Source organism: Chryseobacterium sp. RR2-3-20, assembly GCF_017808115.1.
Taxonomy (GTDB): Bacteria; Bacteroidota; Bacteroidia; order Flavobacteriales; family Weeksellaceae; genus Chryseobacterium; species Chryseobacterium oryzae.
The window spans coordinates 1-22,450 of sequence record NZ_JADQBD010000053.1 but is presented as its reverse complement, the minus strand read 5'-3'; the positions used below and the strand labels follow the sequence as shown (position 1 = coordinate 22,450).

The window sequence follows — 22,450 nt, the reverse complement described above, 5'->3', positions numbered from 1 at the left end:
TTAATTTTGAATCCATAAGAAGGTTTTTTTGTTGTACAACCTCAAAGATACTTTGAGTTACTTTAATTCCTTCTTATTTTTTTATTTAGGACGCTATTGATAATACAGTTAAAATAATAATAATAAATTATTCCAAATCGCAGTTAGTCAGGTGTTTAAAATAATAAATCATTTTCTACCTAATTTAATCTTAAAATTAAGTATTAATATAAGACATCTTTTAAACTAGAATAACTACTTACATTAAAATAAATTTTATTTAAAAATTTAGAAAAATTTAAGCATATCGGGAAAATATTAAATGTTTTGGTACTGATCCATGTTTTTCCTAGTTTCTAAGTTTTGATAATAATAACCTTTTTTCAATTCGTTGGAAATTGGTTGGAAATTTTAGAAAACAAAAAACCCTAAAACATTGTCTATAAATGAATTGGGGTTTATTAATGAGGTACCTAGCGGATTCGAACCGCTGTAGATGGTGTTGCAGACCACTGCCTAGCCGCTCGGCCAAAGTACCATTTTTTAGTGGTGCAAATATAGTGAAAATAAATTTTGATGCAAATTTTTCATGCAATTTCTTTATTCCCGATTTGTTCTATTTCTCTTTTGTACTGTATTTCAGCATTATATTTTTCTATGTTAATTACTCTGGTATCGCTCCAAGAGTCATGCCATCCGTTTTCTCCTAAAAACGAAAGAAAATCAAAAGGGACAATTCTCGATATGTTTCTTATGATATATTCTTTTAAAGTAGGATTTTCACCATCTATAGTTATTGCTTTGGTACCAGTAATGTACTTTGCAATGGTGCGTCCTTTTGTAAAAAACTCCATTAGAAAGGTGTACGTAAAAAAGAGTATTGAGGTGATAAGCATATCCCAAAGTCTTCCGATTTCTGAAAACTCAATTAATAAATCTGTAAAATAATACTGTTCTAAAATCCTATCCAGAAATGCTCCTGCAAATCCGATCACCAAGAAAAATAGGTTAAAAATTATTCTATCTATAATCAGGTTGGCGAATCTTTTCCATTTTGATGCCCGGTTACGGTCTACAATCTGTAAATATTTTCTCATAGTTATTTGTTTAATAATTGTAGGTTTACATTCCTTTCATAATAAGTTTCAGATATGCTTTGGTATCAATTACCGCAGTAAGTCCGTTTTCATTCAAAAGAATTTGCTGAGGTTTTAAATCCGATACTTTTCCATTCAGCTTTAATCCTTTATAATATTCTTTATTGAAGGCGTCTTCGATACTTTTTTTAGAAGAAATTTCAAGTTCGGAAGTAGGAATTCCGTATTCATCCTCAATCATTTTTACAATTTTTCCCCGAAACAGAAGAGTAGCTGTTTTTTGAAGAATATTATTGGTTTTAAGCTTGAATTTTGTTTCAGAAAGTACAATTTTCTTTTTCAGTTCATCATAAACAGGAATTCCGGAAATAAAAGCAGTACCGTTTACATAACCTTCTGTTTGTGCTTCTATCATTATTCTGTTTTCGTCTTTATACACTTTAATATCTGTGATTTTCACTTTAGAATGCCGAATGTCGTATTCTTTATCCAAAAAAGTTTTTCTGGCAATATGAGTTGCTTCAGAAAATGGAATATTCGCTGTCGTTTGCAAAAGAAATTCATTGGCAAGAAGCGGGATAGAATTGAAATTCATAACACTTTTCGCAGTTGGAGAAGATTCCGGCTTTGTTCCTGTAAAGGTTTCAGAAAAAATATCAATCCCGATATTGGTGTCAATTTGGTTTCCGTAAAACTTTAATGGTGTAATATTTATATTGATGGGCGTAATTTTCAGCCAAGTATTGTACTCTTCAGAGATATGGAATGGTTGGGAGAAAGCATTCCAGGCTAAAACGGCGTACTCCTGAAAGTTGAGCTGCGATGCCATTTGCTCGTCCATTGTTTTGCAGAACTTATACTGTTGTTCTTTCAGGCTTGTTTCCACCAAAGAAGTAATCGGAATTTTTATTTTACCGAAATCTAAAACAGGTTTTGCTACCCATTTAAAACCCATGGGTTGCGTAAAAGTGCTTACCGACCAATTATTTTTTAAACTGACGGCAGTTTTAAAATACATCACCGTTTCAAATGTAGTCTGCTGATAAGTATAGATTCCCAATGTTCCGATTCCTTTTTCTGCCCATATTTTTAGCGGAACTTCAATTAGAATATTTCCGTTGGTGTCGCCAACTAACCGTATTGGGCGGGTTTTCCAGACTTTTACTTTAAACTGATCATCATTATTGTCGTTGTAAGAATCATCCATGTAGATAAGATCTTTTACAGACTTATTCACCATATTGCTAATCTCATCAAGCGGAATCGTAACCGGCATTGTAATGCTCGATTTTATTTTAGGAAAATTATAAGTAGCAGAAATATTGCTGCTTTGTCCGGAATATTTTGCGAAAAAAAATAGCAGGATAAAGAAATAACTAATTCTCACTTTTAAAAATTTATGTTTTTTAAATTATTATTTTTCAGTGATTCCACCTAATAGAAAGCTTTTTTCAAGTTCGATACTTGCTCCTTTTATTTCTCCTTTCATGGGTGGACTGGTTTTGGTAATTTTTAATTTGATGTAGGAAATCTGACTGAATTTTTCTCCAATTTTTGTGATAATTCTTCCCGCAACATGCTCCAGTAATTTAGAAGAAATCTTCATTTCTTCATGAATGATTTCATTAATATCTGCATAGCTAATCGTGTCATTCAAATCATCAGAAGCTGCTGCTGCCCACAAATCTGTATGAATTTCTGCGTTTAAAATATAATTCGTTCCGATAATGTTTTCTTCAGGAAGAACACCGTGATAAGCGTAGATTTTTACATCTTCTAAAAAGATTTTGCTCATGATTTGTTGTTTATTTAACTTCAGTTTTAATGATTTGAATTCTATTTTTAGAATACAGTTGTGAAACAAATATAAAAAAAAGCGAGTTGAAAAACCCGCTTATATTTTATTTGATGCTTTTAGAAAGATCGAGCATTGCTTCAATAGGTTTTAATGCTTTCAGGCGAAGTTCTTCATCAATTAAAATTTCAGGAAGCTCGTATTTCATGCATAAATACAGTTTTTCCATCGTATTTCTCTTCATGTAAAAACATTCTGAACAGTTACAGCTTTCATCGAAAACAAGAGCCGGTATCAACTCTTTATGAGGAGCCCTTTTCTTCATTTCGTGTAAAATACCTTCTTCTGTTGCTATAATAAACTTTTGGCAGTCGTCTTTTTCCACAAAGTTAAGAAGTGCAGATGTAGAACCGATAAAATGAGCAAGTTTAAGAACTGCTTCTTCACTTTCTGGGTGGGCAATCAGCTTTGCATCAGGATTATCTGCCAATTGTTTGGCAATTCTTTCCATAGAGAAAGCTTCGTGTACAATGCAGCTTCCGTCCCAAAGAATCATGTCGCGGCCAGTTTTTTGGGATAAATATCTACCTAAATTTTTATCGGGAGCAAAAATAATAGGTCTGTCTTTTGGCAAAGCTTCGATAACCGTTTCAGCATTTGAACTGGTAACAATAATATCGCTTTCAGCCTTAGTTTCTGCATTACAGTTGATGTAAGTTGCCACTAGAGCATTGGGATGCTCTTCGCGCATTTTTCGTAAACCTTCACCAGAACAGCCATCTGCCAAAGAACATCCCGCCATTGTATCCGGAAGAACTACTTTTTTTGTCGGATTTAAAATTTTTGCTGCTTCAGCCATAAAATGAACTCCACAGAAAACAATCATATCTGCATTGGTATCTTTTGCCTGTCTTGCCAACTGCAAAGAATCCCCCAAAAAATCTGCAATATCCTGAATTTCTACTGGTTGATAATAGTGTGCAAGAATAACTGCGTTTTTCTCTTCTTTAAGCTTTAATATTGCTTCTACCAACTCTTCTCCTTGAGGAATCTGAATTTCTTTTATATCTAAAAATCCCTTTACAGGAAGATTTGCTTTTGCTTTGTCTAATGTTTCTGTACTCATATAAGACTTTGTTTATTAAGGAATTAGGAATGTGTTTTTTATCTTGAAATTTTAGTGTTCCTAATTTCAAAATTTAGTTTTTAATAAAACTTTCTATTAAATTTTTTATTTCACCTTTCGCCTGGTCGAGATTTTCATTAATTACAATAACGTCAAAATCTTTTGCATAAGACATTTCTTCTTCCGCTTTTTCGACTCTTGTTTTAATGGTTTCTGCATCGTCTGTATTTCTATTAATCAACCTTCGTTCCAATTCTTCAATGGAAGGCGGTTCTATGAAAATCGACAAAGCTTGATGTTTAAAATATTTTTTAAGTGAAATTCCACCTTTTACATCAACATCAAAAATAACAACTTTTTGGTTATTCCATATTTTTTCGACCTCAGATTTTAGCGTTCCGTAATATTTGTCGGTGTAAACTTCTTCGTATTCTACAAAAGCATCTTCAGAAATTTTCTGTCTGAATTCTTCCGGAGATATAAAATGATAATCTATGGTATGAATTTCGTTTCCGCGTGGCTGTCTTGTAGTGCAAGAAATAGAAAATTCCAGCTCTGGAAATATTTCCAAAGCATATTTCACTAAAGTTGTTTTGCCACTTCCCGATGGTGCCGAAAATATAATAACCTTATTCATAAATAACGATAGACTTTTTGCTTAAGGATTTTATTTATAAAACGTTTAATGTCTGTTCTTTAATTTTCTCCAAATCATCTTTCATCTTTACTACAAGTTTTTGAATTTCAGCATGATTGGCTTTAGATCCTAAAGTATTGATTTCTCTTCCGATTTCCTGAGAAATAAAACCTAGTTTTTTTCCGTTAAAATCTTCAGTATCCATTACTTCTTTGTAGTATTTCAAATGTTGGGATAATCTTACTTTTTCTTCAGAAATGTCCAGTTTTTCGGTGAAATAAGCCATTTCCTGATAAAAACGGGTTTCATCAAGGTTTTCAAACTCTTTTAACGTTTTTTCGTAACGTTCTTTTACGGCATTAATTCTCACTTCTTCGTAAGGAAGAACCTGAGAAAGGTAACTTTCTATATTCTGAATATTTTTTTCGAGCTCTTCATGGAGAATTGCCCCTTCTGTTTTTCTAAATTCCTGAAATTTATCTAAAGCAGAATTCACAATTTTTGCCAAAGCTTCCCATTCACCTTCATTCAGTTCATCTGGTCTTGAGGTAATTGCGTCTGGAAGTCTTACCGCCATTTTAAGGTATTCGAAATCGGGACCGTCGTCTGCAATTTTACGAAGTTCCGAAATATAAGAATCGATAAGATTTTTATTGATTTTTACGTCGCTGCTTTCTTCAAGATTTTCCAGATTGATGTAGCAGTCTACTTTTCCGCGGATAATTCTGTCATTAAGAATTTTTCTGATTTCAAATTCTTTTTCTTTGTATCTCAACGGAACTTTGATATTCAGATCAAAACTCTTAGAATTGAGTGATTTAATATCTATTGAAATTTTTTTTCCTTCAAAAACACCTTCGGCTCTACCAAAGCCGGTCATTGATAAAATCATAGTTTTTTATTACTCTACAAAGATAAACATTTCATTTGATGTCTTGAGGAGATTTTTTTTCCGCACTTTAATTTAAACTTTGTGGAAACAATAGGATTTACGACAATAAAAACTGAAACCAAAGTGAACACATTTTTGTAAATTCGCATCGTGAAAAATAAAATCTTAATTTCTGTAGTAGGACCCACCGGAATTGGTAAAACCCGTTTGGCGATTGACTTGGCTAAACATTTCAATACCGAAATTGTTTCCTGTGATTCTCGCCAGTTTTTTAGAGAGATGAAGATTGGTACCGCTTCTCCTTCGGAAGAGGAATTGGCTGAAGCAAAGCATCATTTTATAGGAAATCTTGGTGTTGAAGAATATTATTCTATTGGGCAGTACGAAACGGATGCACTAAACAAGCTTAATGAAATTTTTGAAAATCATACTATAGCCATTCTTGTTGGCGGAAGCATGATGTACGAAAAAGCCGTAATTGAAGGTCTGAACGATTTGCCAGAATCTAATGATGCAAATCAGAAAAAATTACAGGAAATTCTGCAAAATGAAGGGATTGAAAAACTTCAGGATATTTTGAAAGAGCTGGATCCAAGCTATTTTGAAGTTGTAGATATACACAATTACAGAAGACTTCTAAGAGCCATTGATGTTATTTGGCAAACCGGAAAAAAATATTCTGAACTGATTGCTATGTCGCAGAATTCCCGAGATTTTAAAGTGATCCGTATCGGAATTGAAGCTCAGAGAGAAGAACTCTATGAAAGAATCAACAGAAGAGTAGACCTGATGCTGGAAAACGGTCTTTTGGAAGAAGCAAAAAGCCTCGAACACTTCAAAGATTTAACGGCTTTAAAAACCGTAGGTTATACAGAACTCTTTACATACTTTGAAGGCTATTGGGATTTGGATTTTGCCATTTCAGAAATTAAAAAAAATAGCCGAAGATATGCAAAGCGACAATTAACATGGTATCGTAAAGCGCATGATATTCATTATCTTTCTTTGGGATATTCAGATAAGGATTTTCAGGATTTATTAGAGTATATTCAGCAAAAAATGTAAAGAATAAGATACCACAAAAGTCCCCTGAAAAGAGGACTTTTGTGGTTATATATAAAAAGCAATTACGCTAAAATTCTTTTCACCGCTTCTTTTACAGCTTCAGAATCAATTTTATATTTTTTCATCAATTCAGCTGGTGTTGCAGATTCTCCGAAAGTATCATTTACAGCAACAAATTCCTGTCTTGTAGGTCTTTTTCTTGCCAACATTCCTGCAATAGATTCACCTAAACCGCCAAGATAATTGTGCTCTTCCGCAGTTACGATTTTACCTGTTTTTTCAACAGATTTTAAGATGATTTCTTCGTCTAATGGCTTAATTGTGTGGATGTTGATTACTTCACAAGAAATACCTTCTTTTTCAAGTTCGTCTGCAGCGATTAAAGATTCCCAAACCAAATGTCCGGTTGCTACTATTGTTACATCGGTACCTTCCTGAAGCATAATTCCTTTTCCGATTTCGAAAGGCATATCTTCCGGGATGAAAACAGGAACTACCGGTCTTCCGAATCTTAAATAAACCGGACCGTGATGATCTGCAATAGCAAGGGTTGCCGCTTTAGTCTGGTTGTAATCGCAAGGGTTTATTACTGTCATACCAGGAAGCATTTTCATCATTCCTATATCTTCCAAAACCTGGTGTGTAGCACCATCTTCTCCTAAAGTAAGACCTGCGTGAGAAGCACAGATTTTTACGTTTTTATCTGAATAGGCAACCGACTGACGAATCTGGTCATATACTCTGGAAGTAGAGAAGTTGGCAAAAGTTCCTGTAAAAGGGATTTTTCCCGTGATGCTTAATCCTGCTGCAAGACCAATCATGTTGGCTTCTGCAATACCTACCTGAAAGAATCTTTCTGGTGCCTTTTCAATGAATTTTTCCATTTTTAAAGAACCGATAAGGTCTGCACAGAGAGCAACTACGTTAGGATTGGTATCTGCAAGTTCAGCCAATCCGGCTCCGAATCCTGAACGTGTATCTTTTTTTTCTGTATATGTATATTTCATTTTATTTTTTTTAAAAAAGGAGGTTTATCCATTACTCCCGGAGACTTAAATTTACTTTTTTCTTTTTGCTCTCTCTCATTATTCTTTTTGATATCATTTTCGATATCATATTTAATAATGTGATTAATTTCCGTAATTTTTTTTACTTCAAAAAAAATGACATTTTGATTTTTCTGATTTTTTAATCCTACAATTAATCCTTTTGGAAAATTAATTTCAGAAAAAGGAACATTAAGAATCATGTTTAAAAAACCTGTGTTGTTTATTTTAGAGTCGGTATCTATATAAACTCTGAAAATAAGTTCGTTGTTTTTTAAAACAATATATTCTTTAGCCTTGAATCCATTAATAGCTGAAATTCCTTTTTTCTCGTTGTAAAAGATTTCAAATTTATTTACAACGTCATCAATTCCCCAATTGTATTTGTCTGTAATTGTTAAATCGAATTTGTTTTTTACGCTACCCTCAAAACAATTATATTTTTGGTTCTGTAAGGTAACGATATTACAAGGAGTGATTTTGGATTGTTCAAAAACCAAAAAACTATTATCATTATTTACATACATTTTTTCTTTAGTTGCATAATCAATTTCATATTTTAGAGTAATTGATTTCTGACCGTAAATTACAGTATAAGCAAATATTGAAAAAACAATAAATAATGTTTTCATTCTTTTACTAATAGTCTGCCGGAGCTTCTAAGTATAATTGTTTGAACGCAGTATCCAATTGCTCATCATTAGGAGCTTTCCCGTGCCAAGCGTGTGTTCCCATCATATAATCTACACCATTCCCCATAATTGTGTGAAGAATAATTGCCACAGGTTTTCCTTTTCCGGTTTCTGTTTTCGCTCTTTCCAGAATAGCAATAACCGCTTCAAGGTCGTTACCGTTTTTTTCTTCCAGAACTGTCCATCCGAAAGCTTCCAGTTTTGCATGAAGATTTCCTAGAGAAAGTACATTTTCTGTACTTCCGTCAATCTGCTGTCCGTTATAATCTATCGTAGAAATAATGTTGTCTACTTTTTTGGCAGCAGCATACATTAGAGCTTCCCAAACTTGCCCTTCCTGTAATTCTCCGTCACCGTGAAGTGTATAAACCAAAGACTGGTCTCCGTCTAATTTTTTTCCCTGTGCAACACCCAATGCAACAGAAAGCCCTTGTCCTAAAGATCCCGAAGCAATTCTTACGCCCGGTAAACCTTCGTGAGTAGTAGGGTGACCCTGTAATCTAGAATCTAATTTTCTGAAAGTCTTTAATTCTTCTACGGGAAAGAAATTGAATCTTGCCAAAGTAGAATAAAAAACAGGAGAAATATGTCCGTTAGAAAGATAGAAGTGGTCTTCATTTTTACCTTCCATGGTGAAAGGAAGATTATAGTTCATCACTTTGCCGTAAAGTGCAGTGAAATATTCTGTACATCCTAAACTTCCGCCGGGATGTCCTGAATTTACAGCGTGAACCATTCTTAAAATGTCTCTTCTGATTTGTGTTGCAAGAGATTTTAGCTCTTCAATACTTTTACTCATTTTTATTAGATTTATTAGAATGCAAATCTACATTTTTTTGTCGGCTTACGGAAATACAAAAATCCGGGAAACGAGCTGATTTTTTATTTTGAATGAAGCCTAATGGTTTCTATCATATCATTAATATCAAAAGGTTTTGCAATAAATGCATCTGCACCCGCATCCAATGCAGACTGCTCTAAACCACGACTTGCAGACATTATAAGCACGGGAATATTTTTCAGATTTTCGTCTGATTTTACCATGCGGCAAATATCTCTTCCGTCTTCACCGGAAAGCCACATATCCATGAGAATTACGTTGGGTTTAGATTCCGGATTCAGGGTATTGAACATATCGGAACCTTTATAAAATTTCTCTACTCTAAAACCTTCAAAATCCAGCATCATTCCTATTGAATCTACTATGGCAGGGCTATCGTCCACTACCATCACCTTCATCGACTCAGACATATTTTATTAATTTATGTTGTTGACTCCTTTATTTGTTGGAATTTGGAAGCAAAAATCAGACCCTTTTCCTTCTACAGAATTTACAAATATTTTCCCTCCGGATCTTTTAATAATTTCCGAAGAAATATAAAGCCCCAAACCTAAACCGGGAAATGTATGCTCTTTGGAACCACTTACCCGATAATACTGCTCAAATACTTTAGGTTGCTTTTCTTCCGGTATTCCGATTCCGAAATCTTTTACGCTAAAATGGATAAAATCCCCGGAAACATGAGCTTTTACATGAACTTCTTCTGCTTCGGGAGAATATTTTGTTGCGTTCCCGATGAGATTACTCATTACCTGTGCAATTCTGTGTCGGTCTGCAAAAACTTTTCCTACGTTGCTTTTTTCCACTAAGATTTTATGCCTTGAAGCCATTTGCTGTTCTGTAACGACATCGTCAATAAGATCATCGAAATCAAAGTAGGATTTATTAAGCTGAATCTGCCCTTTCTGAATTTTGGTAACATCCAGAAGATCTCTTACCAAACCATTAAGAAGTTCGATCTGCGAATCCATTTTCGATGCAATAGCAGCATTTTTCTGATCTCCGTTTTGCGAAAGATTTCTTTCGATAACTTGAGTGTAAAGCTTCAGACTGGTAAGAGGCGTTTTCAATTCATGACTTGCAATTCCCAAAAAGTTATCTTTCTGATTTTGTAACTTTTTAAAATCATCAATATCTGTAAAAGTTCCTATCCATTCTTTCACCTCTCCTTTTTCGTTGTAACTCGGTACAGCTCTTGCCAAAAACCATCTAAATTCTTCTATTGTATTTGGGCTTAAGAATTCGCATTCGACCTCAAAAGGCTTTCCTGTCTGTATGCATTCTTTCCAAATTTGGTCTACACGTTCATAAACACCAGGTTTCATCATATTTTTAACAGATTCTGTAAGATCCATTTCTCTGTCATATTTAGAAAAAGTAAACCATTTCTCATTCATGTATTTAAGGACACCTTTATGATCTGTAGTCCACACAATCTGAGGCATAGAATCTGCCATTTTTCTAAGCTCCTGCTCATTTTTTTGTATTTCTTGTCTTCCGTTTACCAAATGGGTTACATCTACCGCTACATTATAGATAGCACATACTTCACCCTGAGAGTTTTTAAGCGGTTTATAAGAAAAATTATAATAAAAAGTCTGAAGCTTGCCATCTACCACCAAATCTACTTTGTCTTCTTTGGCTGTATACGTTTCGCCGGTTTCGAAAATATCTTTCAGTAAACCTATAAATGGCTGTCCTTCTAGTTCAGGAAGAGCATCTTCTAATTTCATTCCTATTACAGATTTTGGCTTCCCCCAAGTTTTCAGCATAGGATCGTTGGCCAATTCAATAATTAAATCTTTTGATCTGTATAAAGCAATTGAATAATCTGAATTTTTTATTAAATCTTCAAATTTATATTCACTTTCTTTCAATTTTCTTGCGGATAATACCTGATCGGTAACTTCTGTTGCAACAACGCTTACTCCAATAATTTCAGAGGAATTCTGACTGTTGTACACAGGAGAATAAATAAAATCGAAAAAATGTTCTTCATAAACGTCGTATTTATTCAAGAAAATTGAAAGTTTATCTCCTTTAAAAATTTCGCCTTTCTTATAAACATTATTGAAAATTTCTTCAAATCCTTGTGATTTTAATTCGGGAAAAATCTCAAATAAAGGTTTACCTATACACAATTCGTCTTTTCCCCAAAGCTCAAGACTCTTTGGATTTGCCGTATGTATTATAAAATTATCTCCCATTATAAGAGAGAGCGCAACGGGAGCCTGACTGAATAAAGTTACGAGAGATTCGTATGAAACGTTGGACGGTAAAATATTTTTCATTACTCGATTTCGAAATTCAAAATTAATTTTTATTTGTTAATGTATTGGAGTTGGATATTAAAAACACCCTTGCTGAAACTTTATAAAATTTAACAACAAAAAACAAATGCAAAAGTTTTTCCAAAATTGTAACAAATGATGTATTTTTGAAACTTATTGACAAAACAATTTCTATTTATGAAAAAACGACTTCTTAGTGTCGCAGCGGCAGCCTTTTTTGGAGCAATGCTAAACGCACAGCAAATCAAATTTGAAGAGTATGATTTACCAAACGGTTTACATGTAATTCTTCACCAAGACAATTCTGCACCTGTAGTTACCACTGGTGTAATGTATCATGTAGGAGCTAAAGACGAAGTGGTAGGAAGAACAGGTTTTGCGCATTTCTTCGAACACCTTTTATTTGAAGGGACACCTAATATTAAAAGAGGAGAATGGTTTAAAATTGTTTCGTCAAACGGCGGTCAGAACAACGCAAACACAACAAATGACAGAACGTATTATTACGAAACATTCCCTTCAAACAACGAGCAGTTAGGTCTTTGGATGGAGGCAGAAAGACTTCGCCACGCACAGATTAACCAAATTGGTGTAGACACGCAGAGAGAAGTTGTAAAAGAAGAAAAGAGAATGAGAATGGATAACCAGCCTTATGGAAATCTCTTTAACAACGTACAAAAAAATCTTTTCACAAAACACCCTTACCATTGGTCTACAATCGGATCTATGGATGATTTGAATGCGGCAAAACTGGAAGAGTTTCAGGCGTTCTACAAAAAATATTATGTTCCGAACAATGCAACTTTGGTTGTAGCAGGTGATATTAAGCCGGAACAGACTAAAAAATGGATTGAAGAGTATTACGGAGGTATTCCTAAAGGAACTGTTTATCCTAAAAACTTCCCTAAAGACGAGCCTATTACAAAAGAAACAGAAGTAACAGCGTACGATCCTAACATCCAGCTTCCTGCTTATGTTTTTGCATACAGAACACCTGGTAATAAAGAAAAAGATGCGTATGTATTAGATATGCTTTCTTCTTATTTAAGCAGCGGAAAATCTTCAGTTTTGTATAAAAAACTTGTAGATCAGGAGAAAAAAGCACTTCAGGTAGCAGCTTTCAACCAAGGACTTGAGGATTACGGTATTTTTGCGTTTTTCGCTATTCCTATGGGAAATACAAGCAAACAAACTTTGCAGACTGATATTGATGCGGAAATTAAAAAAGTTCAGACGACATTAATTTCTGATGAAGATTATCAAAAGCTTCAAAATCAGTTCGAAAATCAATTCGTTAATGCCAATTCAAGCATTCAGGGTATTGCAGCTTCTTTAGCTACAAACCATGTTTTGATGGGAGATACTAATTTAATCAATAAAGAAATTGATATTTACAGATCGATCACTAAGCAGGATTTGCAAAATGCTGCCAAAAAGTATTTGAATTCTAACCAAAGAATCATCCTTAATTACTTACCTGAGAAAAAATAATCTTACAAAACATAACAGTTTAAAAAGATTATACATTTAAAATTTTTACAAATGAAAAAGCAATTAACATATATAGCCGTAGCATTTTTATTTTCAGGAATGCTTTCAGCACAAAAAATTGATTTGAACGCAATGCCGAAGCCAGGACCAACTCCTGCCATTAACATTGCAAAACCTAAAACTTTTCAACTAAAGAACGGAATGACCGTAATGGTAGTTGAAAACAACAAGTTGCCTAGAGTAAACATGAGCCTTTCTATGGACAGACAGCCTTATTTTGAAGGTGATATTGCCGGAGTAAGCGAAATCATGGCAGATCAGCTGGGTAATGGTACTACAACTTTAAGCAAAGATGATTTTAATAAGAAAGTAGATTATTTAGGTGCAAACTTAAATTTCAGTTCTGGAGGAGCAGCTTCTAACTCACTTTCAAAATATTTCCCTGAGGTATTAAATTTAATGGCTGATGCAATCATCAACCCAAAATTTTCAGCAGACGAAATTCAAAAATCTAAAGAAAGAGCTATTGAAGGTTTAAAATCTTCAGAAAAAAGTGCAGACGAAATTGCATCAAGAGTTTCTAACGCTTTGGCATACGGAAAAAATACGGCAAGAGGTGAATTCGACACTGAAGAATCTATCAACAAAATTAAACTTGCGGACGTACAGAATGTTTACAAAAAATATTACGCTCCAGATAATTCGTATTTGGTAATCGTGGGAGATGTAAAATACGATCAGGTAAAACCGATGGTAGAAAAAGCATTTGCTAACTGGAAAAAAGCAGATACTAAATTCGCTGCTCTAGAGCCTGCCAATAACGTTGCTAAAACTGAAATTGATGTTGTAGATGTTCCTTCTGCAGTACAGTCTGTGGTATCCGTAGGAAATCTCAACAACCTTAAGATGAAAGATCCTAACTATTTTGCTGCAACAATTGCCAACTATATCTTAGGTGGTGGTGGTGAAGCTAGACTTTTCATGAATCTTCGTGAGAAGAACGGATTTACTTACGGTGCTTACTCTAGCATGAGTGCAAGCAAATATTCTCCTTCATTTTCTGCTGAAGCCAGTGTAAGAAACGAAGTTACAGATAAAGCGGTAAAAGAATTCATGAACGAGCTTACTGCAATTTCTACAGTAAAAGCTGATGAACTTGAAAATGCTAAAGCAAAACTGAAAGGTAGCTTCATTATGTCTTTGGAGCAACCTGCTACAATCGCAAGATTTGCTGTAAACCAAAAAGTTCAGAATCTTCCTGCAGATTTCTACACCAATTACTTAAAATCTATTGACAAAGTAACTGCTGCAGATGTTTCTAATGCTGTAAAAACAACTATTCTTCCTAACCAAAGCAGAATTTTTGTTGCAGGTAAAGCATCAGACATTTCTGAAAACTTAGAAAAACTTGGCTATCCTGTAAAATATTATGACAGAAATGCCAATCCGGTTGCAAAACCAACCGTTCAGAAAGTAGATGCTAATGTAACTGTTGCTTCTATTGCAGATAAATATATTGCTGCTATCGGAGGAAAAGAAAATGTTGCAAAAATCAATTCTTACACAACCAATGCTTCTCTGTCTATGCAAGGACAGAATCTTGAATTCAAGATTGTAAAAGCTAAAGGCGGAAAAGAGTCGCAGACCATTACTGCAGGAGGTATGACTGTACAAAAACAGGTTTTTGACGGTAAAACAGGTTACTCTGAAGCAATGGGACAAAAAGCTGAAATGAGCAAAGAAGAAATTGCTGACAGATTAAAAAATCCTGAGCTTTTCGAAGAATTAGGTTTTGCTAAATCTGCAGATTACAAATTAGCAGGAATCGAAAAAATTAATGGAGAAGATTCTTATGCTATTAAATCTTCTGGTGGAGACACTTATTATTACAGCGTAAAATCTGGTTTAAAAACCGGTGAAACTAAAACTGAATCTGCTCAAGGGCAAACTTTTACAATCCCAACAACTTTTTCAGATTACAAAGAAGTTTCTGGGGTAAAAATGCCTTTCACAATTACGGTAAACCAAATGGGAATGGATATGACCATGAAGGTAAAATCTTATGAAGTAAATCAAGCTAAAGATACAGACTTCAAATAAAAATCATTATATTTTTAATTAAACGGCGACATTGAGTTGCCGTTTTTATTTTTATATGAATCTTATTTTGCTGTTCAGTAAAAAAACATTAAATTTGCCCATTCAAAAAGATATCAAAATTAATGGATACTATATTTACACTATTGATGGTTCTTATTATGATTGCCTGCATACTTCTGGTAATCGTTGTTATGGCTCAGAATCCTAAAGGAGGAGGTCTTTCGAGTACATTCGGAGGTGCATCTTCTGCACAATTCGGAGTTCAGAGAACTAATGATTTTATGGAAAAATCTACTTGGACTTTAGGAACAGTAATTATCGTTTTAATTCTGATAAGCGTGGTAGTAACGGGTAAACCAAAGAAAACGGCTATTCCGGTTCCGCCGGTTCCTGCTAAAACTGAAGCTCCTGCAAACAAAACAGCTCCGGCTTCTGGAACTCAGGCTCCTGCCACACCAACTAAATAAAAACTTATATTTAGATATTAAAAAAGCAACCTTAATAGGTTGCTTTTTTAGTTGAATACTATTGATTTTATTTCAATTTTATCTTTTCAATCTGATATCTCAGCTTCAATCCGGCTTTTAAGAAAGAATACTGTACCGGTTTCTGATTTTTATAATACTTATCTATAAAAATCTGCATGGCTCCATAAAATCTTTTAAGATAAGTTTTATTTTTTACGGTGCTTTCACCCTTATGATGAAGGATAGAAACTTTACCGTAATAATAATTATTGAAACCATTGTTTAATAATGTATAGCAAATATCAATATCTTCACCATACATAAAATATTTTTCATCCAATCCTCCTACAAAATGGTATGTAGCTCTCTTAATAAGCATGAAAGCTCCTGTTATAACTTCAGTTTCAGAAATATCATATTCGCTAATGTCATTATGATAATATGATTTCGAATTATTCTTTTTGAATCCCGCAAAAAGTTTTTCGAATGAATTAAGCATATCTGGAACCGACCTTTTACTTTCTGGAAGAAATTTCCCTGAAGCATCATGCATTCTTACACCAAGACACCCTAATTTCGGTTTGGAATCGGCAAAATTTAGGATTTCTTTCAAATAAAAACCTTCCAGTTCTGTATCGGGATTCAAAATAAGCAGATATTCTCCTTTTGCAAATTTTATCGCTTTGTTATTTGCTTTAGAAAAACCTTCATTTGTTTCAGAAGCAATAAAACGCATATCGGGAAATTCGGAAATTAGGTTTTTCCAAGAACTGTCGGGAGAATTATTATCCACAACAATAATTTCATAATTTATCTCTGCAGCATATTTTTGTATAGAATGAAGACAGTTCCTCAGAAATTGAGTTACATTATAATTCACGATAATAAAAGAAAGTTTCACCATCATCATTTAATCTTTTTCATTATAAGGAAGTCTGTTGATAATAGATCTTCCTAAAGAGATTTCGTCTGCATACTCCAGCTCATCTCCTACCGAAATCCCTCTTGCAATACTTGAAAAATTCACATTAAAATTTTTGAACTTTTTGTAAATATAATATGCCGTAGTATCGCCTTCCATCGTTGCACTTAATGCAAAAATTAATTCTTTTACATTTCCTTCGTTAATTTTCTTTTCGATACTGGGAATATTAAGCTGATTGGGACCCACACCTTCCATAGGAGAAATCTTTCCGCCTAAAATAAGATATTTTCCCGTATATTTTCCCGTATTTTCTATAGCGATTACATCTCTTACATCTTCTACAATGCAGATTAACTCATTGTTTCTTTTGTAGCTGCTGCAGATTTCACAAATTTCGAAATCTGAAAAATTATGGCATTCTTTGCAGTATTTTATATCATTAACCAGATTAATGATAGAATTACCCAATCCATTTGCTCTGGAGCTGGGCTGCTTCAAAAGATGAAGAGCTAAGCGTAAAGCGGTCTTTTTTCCTATTCCGGGAAGTCCGGAAATTTCATCGACTGCTTTTGCCAATACTTTACTCGGGTAATCCATATTTGCAAAAATACTAATTATACTTGAAAACCTACGAAGCCCAAGGTCTAAAATCGTTGTATAAATCTTCAGAAAATAACTATCTTTGGGCAAAACAAGAAAAAAATTATCTAGATGAATCTTAATAACCTGAATTATCCGCTGGATTTTAAGTTTAAAATTACAACACTTGCAAGCGATTTTAACATTACCGACAAGAACGGAAACTACGTTGCGTATGTTCGACAAAAAATGTTTAAATTAAAAGAAGATGTAATTGTTTTTGATAATGAAAATAAAACCAAAGAACTTTTCAGGATTCAGGCAAACCAATGGATCGATTTCAATGCTTCTTACTCTATCAAAAGTATTTTAAGCGGTAAAAACTTTGGGAGACTCGCCAGAAAAGGGATGCGTTCTATTTGGAAATCCACTTACAATGTTTTAGATGAAGCCGATCAGCCAAAATTCACCATTACAGAAGATAATCCTTGGGTAAAGGTTTTCGACAGTATGGTAGGAGAAATCCCTATCGTTAGTATGTTTACCGGGTATTTTCTTAATCCTTCTTACACTGTAAAAGGTACAGATGGAAAAGATTATTTCAGACTCAAAAAAATGCCTTCGATGTTTGGACGAAGATTTCAACTCGACAGACTTATTGATATTGATGATGAAGATGAAAGCTTAGTAGTTTTATCTTTATTAATGATGGTTCTCTTAGAAAGAGCAAGAGGTTAAATTACAGATATTGGCTTATCATTTGAAGCCTTATTATTTTTAAATTTTTAATGAATGAAATATTTAATCATTTTCTTTTCGGCATTTCTATTAGTTGCCTGCAAAAAGGAGCAAGAAAACGTTTCTAATTCTACAAAAGTAGATTCTACTAATATTACTCAGGATTCTGTAAAAGCAGATACTCAGAATGCCAACATTTTAGTTGATACATTTCCTTTTCCGAAAGAAATTAAAGAATGTTCATGCTATTTTGCTAAAAGCAAAGCAGATTTCGAAAACGAGAACTACATTTATGCTGATGATGCAGGAAAAACAGCCTACATGAAGCTCGACGGAAAAAGACTGGTAATGAATCTTATTTCTTCCAGCGATATGGAAGCAGACGATGAACTGAGCAAAGAAATTGAAAACGAAAATTATAAAATTTCTGTAAAAGGAAAGAAAATAAAAAATGAAGAAGCATTGCTTTTTGAAGGTACATTAATCATAGAAAAGCCAGACGGAAGCAAAACTGTTATTCCCATTTACGGTGAATGCGGATGTTAAGCAATTAAAAAATACTGCTCCTGAATTTCGGGAGCATTTTTTTTATCCGTAAATTTGAGAAAAATAAAATTTTATGGAACTATCCAATATAGAACCTCAGATTATCTGGAAAAATTTTTCTAAACTGAATGCTGTACCCAGACCTTCAAAAAAAGAGGAAAAAGTAATTGCATTTATTAAAGAATTCGGAGAAAATCTAGGACTTGAAACCACAGTAGATGAAACCGGCAATGTTATCATCAAAAAACCGGCAACTTCTGGTATGGAAAACCGCAAACCTATCGTAATGCAATCTCATTTGGATATGGTATGCCAGAAAAACAACGATGTTAATTTCGATTTTGAAACCCAAGGAATCCAGATGGAAGTAGACGGCGATTGGGTAAAGGCAAAAGGAACCACTTTGGGTGCAGATAATGGCTTAGGTGTGGCTACAATAATGTCGATTTTAGAAAGCTCGGATATTCCGCATCCTGATTTGGAAGCTTTGTTTACGATCGATGAAGAAACAGGAATGACCGGTGCTTTAGGATTGAAACCCGGACAACTTACAGGAAATATTTTACTGAACCTTGACACCGAAGAAGATGATGAAATCGATATTGGCTGTGCAGGTGGAATTGATGTTACCATTACCCAAACCTATTCTCTTGAAGAAGCTAAAGGCCAGCTTGTAAGAATTGAAGTAAAAGGTTTGCAGGGAGGTCATTCCGGAATGGACATCCATAAAGGATTTGGAAATTCCAACATTATTTTGGGAAGGTTTTTAAACGAAGGACTCAACAATCAAAACATCCAGTTGGTATCTGTTGATGGCGGAAGTCTTAGAAATGCTATTCCGAGAGAAGCTTTTGCTATAATTTCGGTAAGAAATGCCAACGAGTACATAGAAAATATTTCTAATGGTTTAAAAAAAGAAATTTTAGAAGAATTTGCTTCCATAGAACCGGCTCTTCAGATCAATATTGAGCTTACAACCAATACAGAAAAAGCCATTTCGGAAAAAGATTCTAAAAAAATTATTTTAACATTGAATGCTCTTCACAACGGAGTTTACAGAATGAGTCCCGATGTACAGGATTTGGTAGAAGCATCCAATAATGTTGCAAGAGTAGAGTTGAAAAACGGAGATTTAAAAATTTTAAATTTATCCAGATCATCTGTAGAATCAACTAAAATATCAGTAGCTAATCAGCTGAAATCTGTGGCAGAGTTAGCCGGAATGAATGTAGAATTCAGCGGTTCTTATCCAGGATGGAAACCAAAACCAGGTTCGGAAATTGTTCAGCTCATGGAGAAAATTTACACAGAAAAATTCAGCAAAAAACCTCATGTAGTAGCTTGTCATGCAGGTTTAGAGTGCGGAATTATCGGTGCAAATTACCCGGAAATGGAAATGGTAAGTTTCGGACCAACCATTAGAGGAGCACATTCGCCAGATGAAAGAGCCAATATTTCTTCTACACAGAAATTTTGGGATTTCACGAAAGATATCCTTGCCAATATTCCTTTAAAATAAACATATATTCGAAATCTGATATTCTCTTACAAGAAATATCAGATTTCTTTTTTCTCATCCATTTTTAAAATTAATTTTTTTTTAAACCATGTCTGTAACTGTAAAAGCAAGTTTAGGAACTACAAAATATTATACCGAAGTTATTGCTGGCGAAAATAGAATTATTACCGACGAACCTTTGGACAAAGGCGGTCAGAATAAAGGTTTCAACCCCTTTGAAATTCTTGCAACATCTTTGGCAAGCTGTACTGCGGCGACTTTGAGGATGTATATAGACAGAAAAGAGTGGATTGTAGAAAATATTCACGTAGAAGTTGAACTGGAAAATTTCCCACTCACCAAATTGGCTGTTTTTAAAAGAAACATTCGTTTTGAAGGAGCGAATTTGAGTGAAGATCAGCATAAAAGACTCAATGCAATTGCGGATGCATGTCCTGTACATAAAATGTTAACCAACGAAATAGAAATTCAAACCAAATTTTCATAAAATGATAGACGTAAAACAAAACAACAACGAAAAAAACGGAAGCTTTGAAGCTTACATTGACGGACAAAAAGCCGGACTTATGACCTACACTTGGGCGGGAGAAGAACGTTTCATTATCGATCATACTGAGGTAGAAGAAGCTTACAACGGTAAAGGAGTAGGCAAAGAAATGCTCATAAAAGCAGTGGAATTTGCAAGGGAAAACAACAAGAAAATCATTCCTCTCTGTCCGTTTGCAAAAGCAACTTTTCAGAAAAATGCAAATCTTCAGGATGTTTTGTAAAATATTATCAAAAACAAAAGTTTCAGAAACCTTTCAGAAAATTTCTCTGGAAGGTTTTTCTTTTTTTAACAGGAGCAAAAAAAACTATATTTGCTGAAATTTAACAAAGCATGAATCAGGGAACTGTTCTTTTACTGTTTGTATTTATTTATTTCATCGGACTTTTGGTAATTTCTTACTTTACCAGCCGAAATTCAGACAATCAGTCGTTTTTTATCGGAAACAAAAAAAGTAAATGGTGGCTTGTTGCCTTTGGAATGATAGGAACCAGCTTAAGTGGTGTTACTTTCATCTCCGTTCCCGGAACTGTAGGAAAAATGACGGGAAGCGAATACATCTTCGGCGGTTTTGAATACTATATGATGGTGATCGGGTTTTTTATCGGGTATTTTATCGTTGCCGCAATTCTTCTTCCACTCTATTATAAAATGAATCTTACCTCAATTTATACGTATTTGGGTAAAAGATTCAATGTTGAAGCTCACAAAATCGGCTCTGTATTTTTTATTGTTTCCAGAGCAATCGGGGCAACAGCAAGATTATATCTGGTTGTGAATGTACTGCAGATTTTCCTGCTTGAAGCTTTGGGTGTTCCGTTTTGGGTAACTGCATCGGTGCTTTTATTAATGGTACTTCTCTACACTTTTGAAGGAGGCGTAAAAACCATCGTGATTACAGATACATTGCAGACTTCATTTATGATTATCAGCTTAATTGCCTGTATTACATATATTTTATTCAATTTAAATCTTTCTTTTGGTGAAGCTTATACCATTTTAGAACATAAAAATTATACGCATTTTATTAATTTAGACCCTAATTCCAAAACATTTTTTCTGAAAACCATCTTGGGTGGAATGTTTATAACCATTGCCATGACCGGCTTAGATCAGGAAATGATGCAGAAAAACATTTCTGTAGATAGTCTTAAAAATTCCAAGAAAAATATGCTCACTTTTGCAGGAACTTTACTTTTTGTAAACATCGCCTTCCTTTTCTTAGGCGGTCTGCTTTATCTTTTTGCCTTACAGAATGGTGCAGGTTATTCTGAAGTTACCAATATCGTAAACGGCAAAGAAGTGGTGACTCATATTTTCGGGTTTAAAGATGCTTCAGGGCATATTACCAACATTATGGGAGACGATTTATTCCCTGCACTTTCATTAAACGGTTATTTCCCGATGGCGATTTCGGTAATTTTCATCATTGGTCTTATTTCTGCACTTTTTCCGTCTGCCGATGGGGCTTTAACGGCAGTTACAAGCTCTTACTGTGTAGATATTCTGAATTTGAATGAAGACCAAAAGAAATCTGAAAAAGAAAAAAAACGCCTGAGAATGAAGATCCATTTAACATTTACGGTAATATTCTTTATCTTAATCATGGTTTTTAAGGCATTGAACGACAAATCTATCGTATACTTAATCATGGAAGTTGCGGGTTATACCTACGGACCGCTTTTAGGACTTTTCGCATTCGGAATTTTCACAAAATTTCAGATTTCCAGAAAATATGCAATTCTTACAGTTACTGTTTTGGCTCCTGTTTTAACGTACATTATAAATTATTTGGTGACCGAAAATACGGATTACAGAATTGGTGTAGAACTGATTATTTTGAACGGATTACTCACCTTTATTGGATTGTGGTTGGTCAAAAATAAAAATTATCTGAAACTTGTTTAGGAACTTCAAAACATAATTTTATAAAAAAAATTAACCTTTTTTTATAATAACATCAAAATCCGGATACATTTAGACTGCACCCAAAAGTTTAGACAAAATTAAACAATATTTTGATAGGAAAGAGTTCGGTACTGTACCGGGCTCTTTCCTTTTAGATTGAGTCTTATCC

At 34.1% G+C, this 22,450-nt stretch carries 23 protein-coding genes and 1 tRNA gene; 10 read left to right on the top strand and 14 right to left on the bottom strand.

Features of this window, described 5'->3' with window-relative positions; genetic code table 11:
- Positions 1 to 446 precede the first annotated feature (446 nt).
- From IV513_RS11760 to IV513_RS11730, 7 genes are all read right to left on the bottom strand, one after another.
- A tRNA-Cys gene (locus IV513_RS11760) sits at positions 447 to 517 on the bottom strand.
- A gap of 49 nt (positions 518 to 566) precedes the next feature.
- Positions 567 to 1,076, bottom strand: coding sequence for an RDD family protein (locus IV513_RS11755; protein WP_209390760.1), 510 nt, complete (start codon positions 1,074 to 1,076; stop codon positions 567 to 569).
- A 25-nt stretch (positions 1,077 to 1,101) separates the two neighbouring features.
- Positions 1,102 to 2,463 (bottom strand): DUF4403 family protein, encoded by a 1,362-nt coding sequence (locus IV513_RS11750; RefSeq protein WP_317196422.1) that lies wholly within the window; start codon positions 2,461 to 2,463, stop codon positions 1,102 to 1,104.
- A 27-nt stretch (positions 2,464 to 2,490) separates the two neighbouring features.
- Positions 2,491 to 2,874, bottom strand: coding sequence for a dihydroneopterin aldolase (gene folB / locus IV513_RS11745; RefSeq protein WP_209390762.1), 384 nt, complete (start codon positions 2,872 to 2,874; stop codon positions 2,491 to 2,493).
- A 103-nt stretch (positions 2,875 to 2,977) separates the two neighbouring features.
- On the bottom strand, positions 2,978 to 3,997 hold the full coding sequence (nadA, locus tag IV513_RS11740; protein WP_209390759.1) for a quinolinate synthase NadA: 1,020 nt from the start codon (positions 3,995 to 3,997) through the stop codon (positions 2,978 to 2,980).
- Positions 3,998 to 4,070: 73 nt separating this feature from the next.
- Positions 4,071 to 4,634: a guanylate kinase gene (gene gmk, locus IV513_RS11735; RefSeq protein ID WP_209390758.1), complete on the bottom strand. Its 564-nt coding sequence runs from the start codon at positions 4,632 to 4,634 to the stop codon at positions 4,071 to 4,073.
- A 34-nt stretch (positions 4,635 to 4,668) separates the two neighbouring features.
- A complete protein-coding gene (locus IV513_RS11730) occupies positions 4,669 to 5,526 on the bottom strand; it encodes a YicC/YloC family endoribonuclease (RefSeq protein WP_209390757.1) in 858 nt (285 codons plus the stop codon).
- Positions 5,527 to 5,676: 150 nt separating this feature from the next.
- On the opposite strand from IV513_RS11730, the gene miaA reads away from it, so the two are divergent.
- Positions 5,677 to 6,591, top strand: coding sequence for a tRNA (adenosine(37)-N6)-dimethylallyltransferase MiaA (miaA, locus tag IV513_RS11725; protein WP_209390756.1), 915 nt, complete (start codon positions 5,677 to 5,679; stop codon positions 6,589 to 6,591).
- A 62-nt stretch (positions 6,592 to 6,653) separates the two neighbouring features.
- Here miaA and IV513_RS11720 read toward each other — a convergent pair whose 3' ends face one another.
- The 5 genes from IV513_RS11720 to IV513_RS11700 form a co-directional block, all read right to left on the bottom strand.
- Positions 6,654 to 7,598 (bottom strand): transketolase family protein, encoded by a 945-nt coding sequence (locus tag IV513_RS11720; protein WP_209390755.1) that lies wholly within the window; start codon positions 7,596 to 7,598, stop codon positions 6,654 to 6,656.
- Positions 7,595 to 8,269, bottom strand: coding sequence for a hypothetical protein (locus tag IV513_RS11715; protein WP_209390754.1), 675 nt, complete (start codon positions 8,267 to 8,269; stop codon positions 7,595 to 7,597). Before IV513_RS11715 ends, IV513_RS11720 begins: the two co-directional genes overlap by 4 nt.
- 7 nt (positions 8,270 to 8,276) lie before the next feature.
- Positions 8,277 to 9,128 (bottom strand): transketolase, encoded by an 852-nt coding sequence (locus tag IV513_RS11710; protein WP_209390753.1) that lies wholly within the window; start codon positions 9,126 to 9,128, stop codon positions 8,277 to 8,279.
- Between the two features lie 83 nt (positions 9,129 to 9,211).
- Positions 9,212 to 9,580 (bottom strand): PleD family two-component system response regulator, encoded by a 369-nt coding sequence (locus tag IV513_RS11705; RefSeq protein ID WP_209390752.1) that lies wholly within the window; start codon positions 9,578 to 9,580, stop codon positions 9,212 to 9,214.
- A gap of 6 nt (positions 9,581 to 9,586) precedes the next feature.
- Complete coding sequence (locus tag IV513_RS11700; RefSeq protein ID WP_209390751.1) at positions 9,587 to 11,461, bottom strand: ATP-binding protein; 1,875 nt, start codon at positions 11,459 to 11,461, stop codon at positions 9,587 to 9,589.
- A gap of 177 nt (positions 11,462 to 11,638) precedes the next feature.
- Between IV513_RS11700 and IV513_RS11695 the strand changes: the two genes are divergently transcribed.
- The 3 genes from IV513_RS11695 to secG all read left to right on the top strand — a co-directional run bounded on the left by IV513_RS11695 (position 11,639) and on the right by secG (position 15,519).
- On the top strand, positions 11,639 to 12,952 hold the full coding sequence (locus IV513_RS11695) for a pitrilysin family protein (protein ID WP_209390750.1): 1,314 nt from the start codon (positions 11,639 to 11,641) through the stop codon (positions 12,950 to 12,952).
- A 51-nt stretch (positions 12,953 to 13,003) separates the two neighbouring features.
- Positions 13,004 to 15,052, top strand: coding sequence for a pitrilysin family protein (locus tag IV513_RS11690; RefSeq protein WP_209390749.1), 2,049 nt, complete (start codon positions 13,004 to 13,006; stop codon positions 15,050 to 15,052).
- Positions 15,053 to 15,174: 122 nt separating this feature from the next.
- Complete coding sequence (gene secG / locus IV513_RS11685) at positions 15,175 to 15,519, top strand: preprotein translocase subunit SecG (RefSeq protein WP_209390748.1); 345 nt, start codon at positions 15,175 to 15,177, stop codon at positions 15,517 to 15,519.
- A gap of 67 nt (positions 15,520 to 15,586) precedes the next feature.
- Here secG and IV513_RS11680 read toward each other — a convergent pair whose 3' ends face one another.
- Together IV513_RS11680 and recR are read right to left on the bottom strand one after the other, a co-directional pair.
- Complete coding sequence (locus IV513_RS11680) at positions 15,587 to 16,426, bottom strand: glycosyltransferase family 2 protein (protein ID WP_209390761.1); 840 nt, start codon at positions 16,424 to 16,426, stop codon at positions 15,587 to 15,589.
- A 3-nt stretch (positions 16,427 to 16,429) separates the two neighbouring features.
- On the bottom strand, positions 16,430 to 17,041 hold the full coding sequence (gene recR / locus IV513_RS11675) for a recombination mediator RecR (RefSeq protein WP_209390747.1): 612 nt from the start codon (positions 17,039 to 17,041) through the stop codon (positions 16,430 to 16,432).
- 114 nt (positions 17,042 to 17,155) lie between these two features.
- On the opposite strand from recR, the gene IV513_RS11670 reads away from it, so the two are divergent.
- The 6 genes from IV513_RS11670 to IV513_RS11645 all read left to right on the top strand — a co-directional run bounded on the left by IV513_RS11670 (position 17,156) and on the right by IV513_RS11645 (position 22,281).
- A complete protein-coding gene (locus IV513_RS11670) occupies positions 17,156 to 17,761 on the top strand; it encodes a hypothetical protein (RefSeq protein ID WP_209390746.1) in 606 nt (201 codons plus the stop codon).
- A 54-nt stretch (positions 17,762 to 17,815) separates the two neighbouring features.
- On the top strand, positions 17,816 to 18,307 hold the full coding sequence (locus IV513_RS11665) for a hypothetical protein (protein WP_209390745.1): 492 nt from the start codon (positions 17,816 to 17,818) through the stop codon (positions 18,305 to 18,307).
- A 73-nt stretch (positions 18,308 to 18,380) separates the two neighbouring features.
- Positions 18,381 to 19,826: an aminoacyl-histidine dipeptidase gene (locus IV513_RS11660; RefSeq protein WP_209390744.1), complete on the top strand. Its 1,446-nt coding sequence runs from the start codon at positions 18,381 to 18,383 to the stop codon at positions 19,824 to 19,826.
- 88 nt (positions 19,827 to 19,914) lie between these two features.
- Positions 19,915 to 20,313 (top strand): OsmC family protein, encoded by a 399-nt coding sequence (locus IV513_RS11655; RefSeq protein ID WP_209390743.1) that lies wholly within the window; start codon positions 19,915 to 19,917, stop codon positions 20,311 to 20,313.
- 1 nt (position 20,314) lies between these two features.
- Complete coding sequence (locus IV513_RS11650; RefSeq protein ID WP_209390742.1) at positions 20,315 to 20,596, top strand: GNAT family N-acetyltransferase; 282 nt, start codon at positions 20,315 to 20,317, stop codon at positions 20,594 to 20,596.
- 110 nt (positions 20,597 to 20,706) lie between these two features.
- A complete protein-coding gene (locus IV513_RS11645; RefSeq protein WP_209390741.1) occupies positions 20,707 to 22,281 on the top strand; it encodes a sodium:solute symporter in 1,575 nt (524 codons plus the stop codon).
- The last annotated feature ends 169 nt before the right edge of the window (positions 22,282 to 22,450 follow it).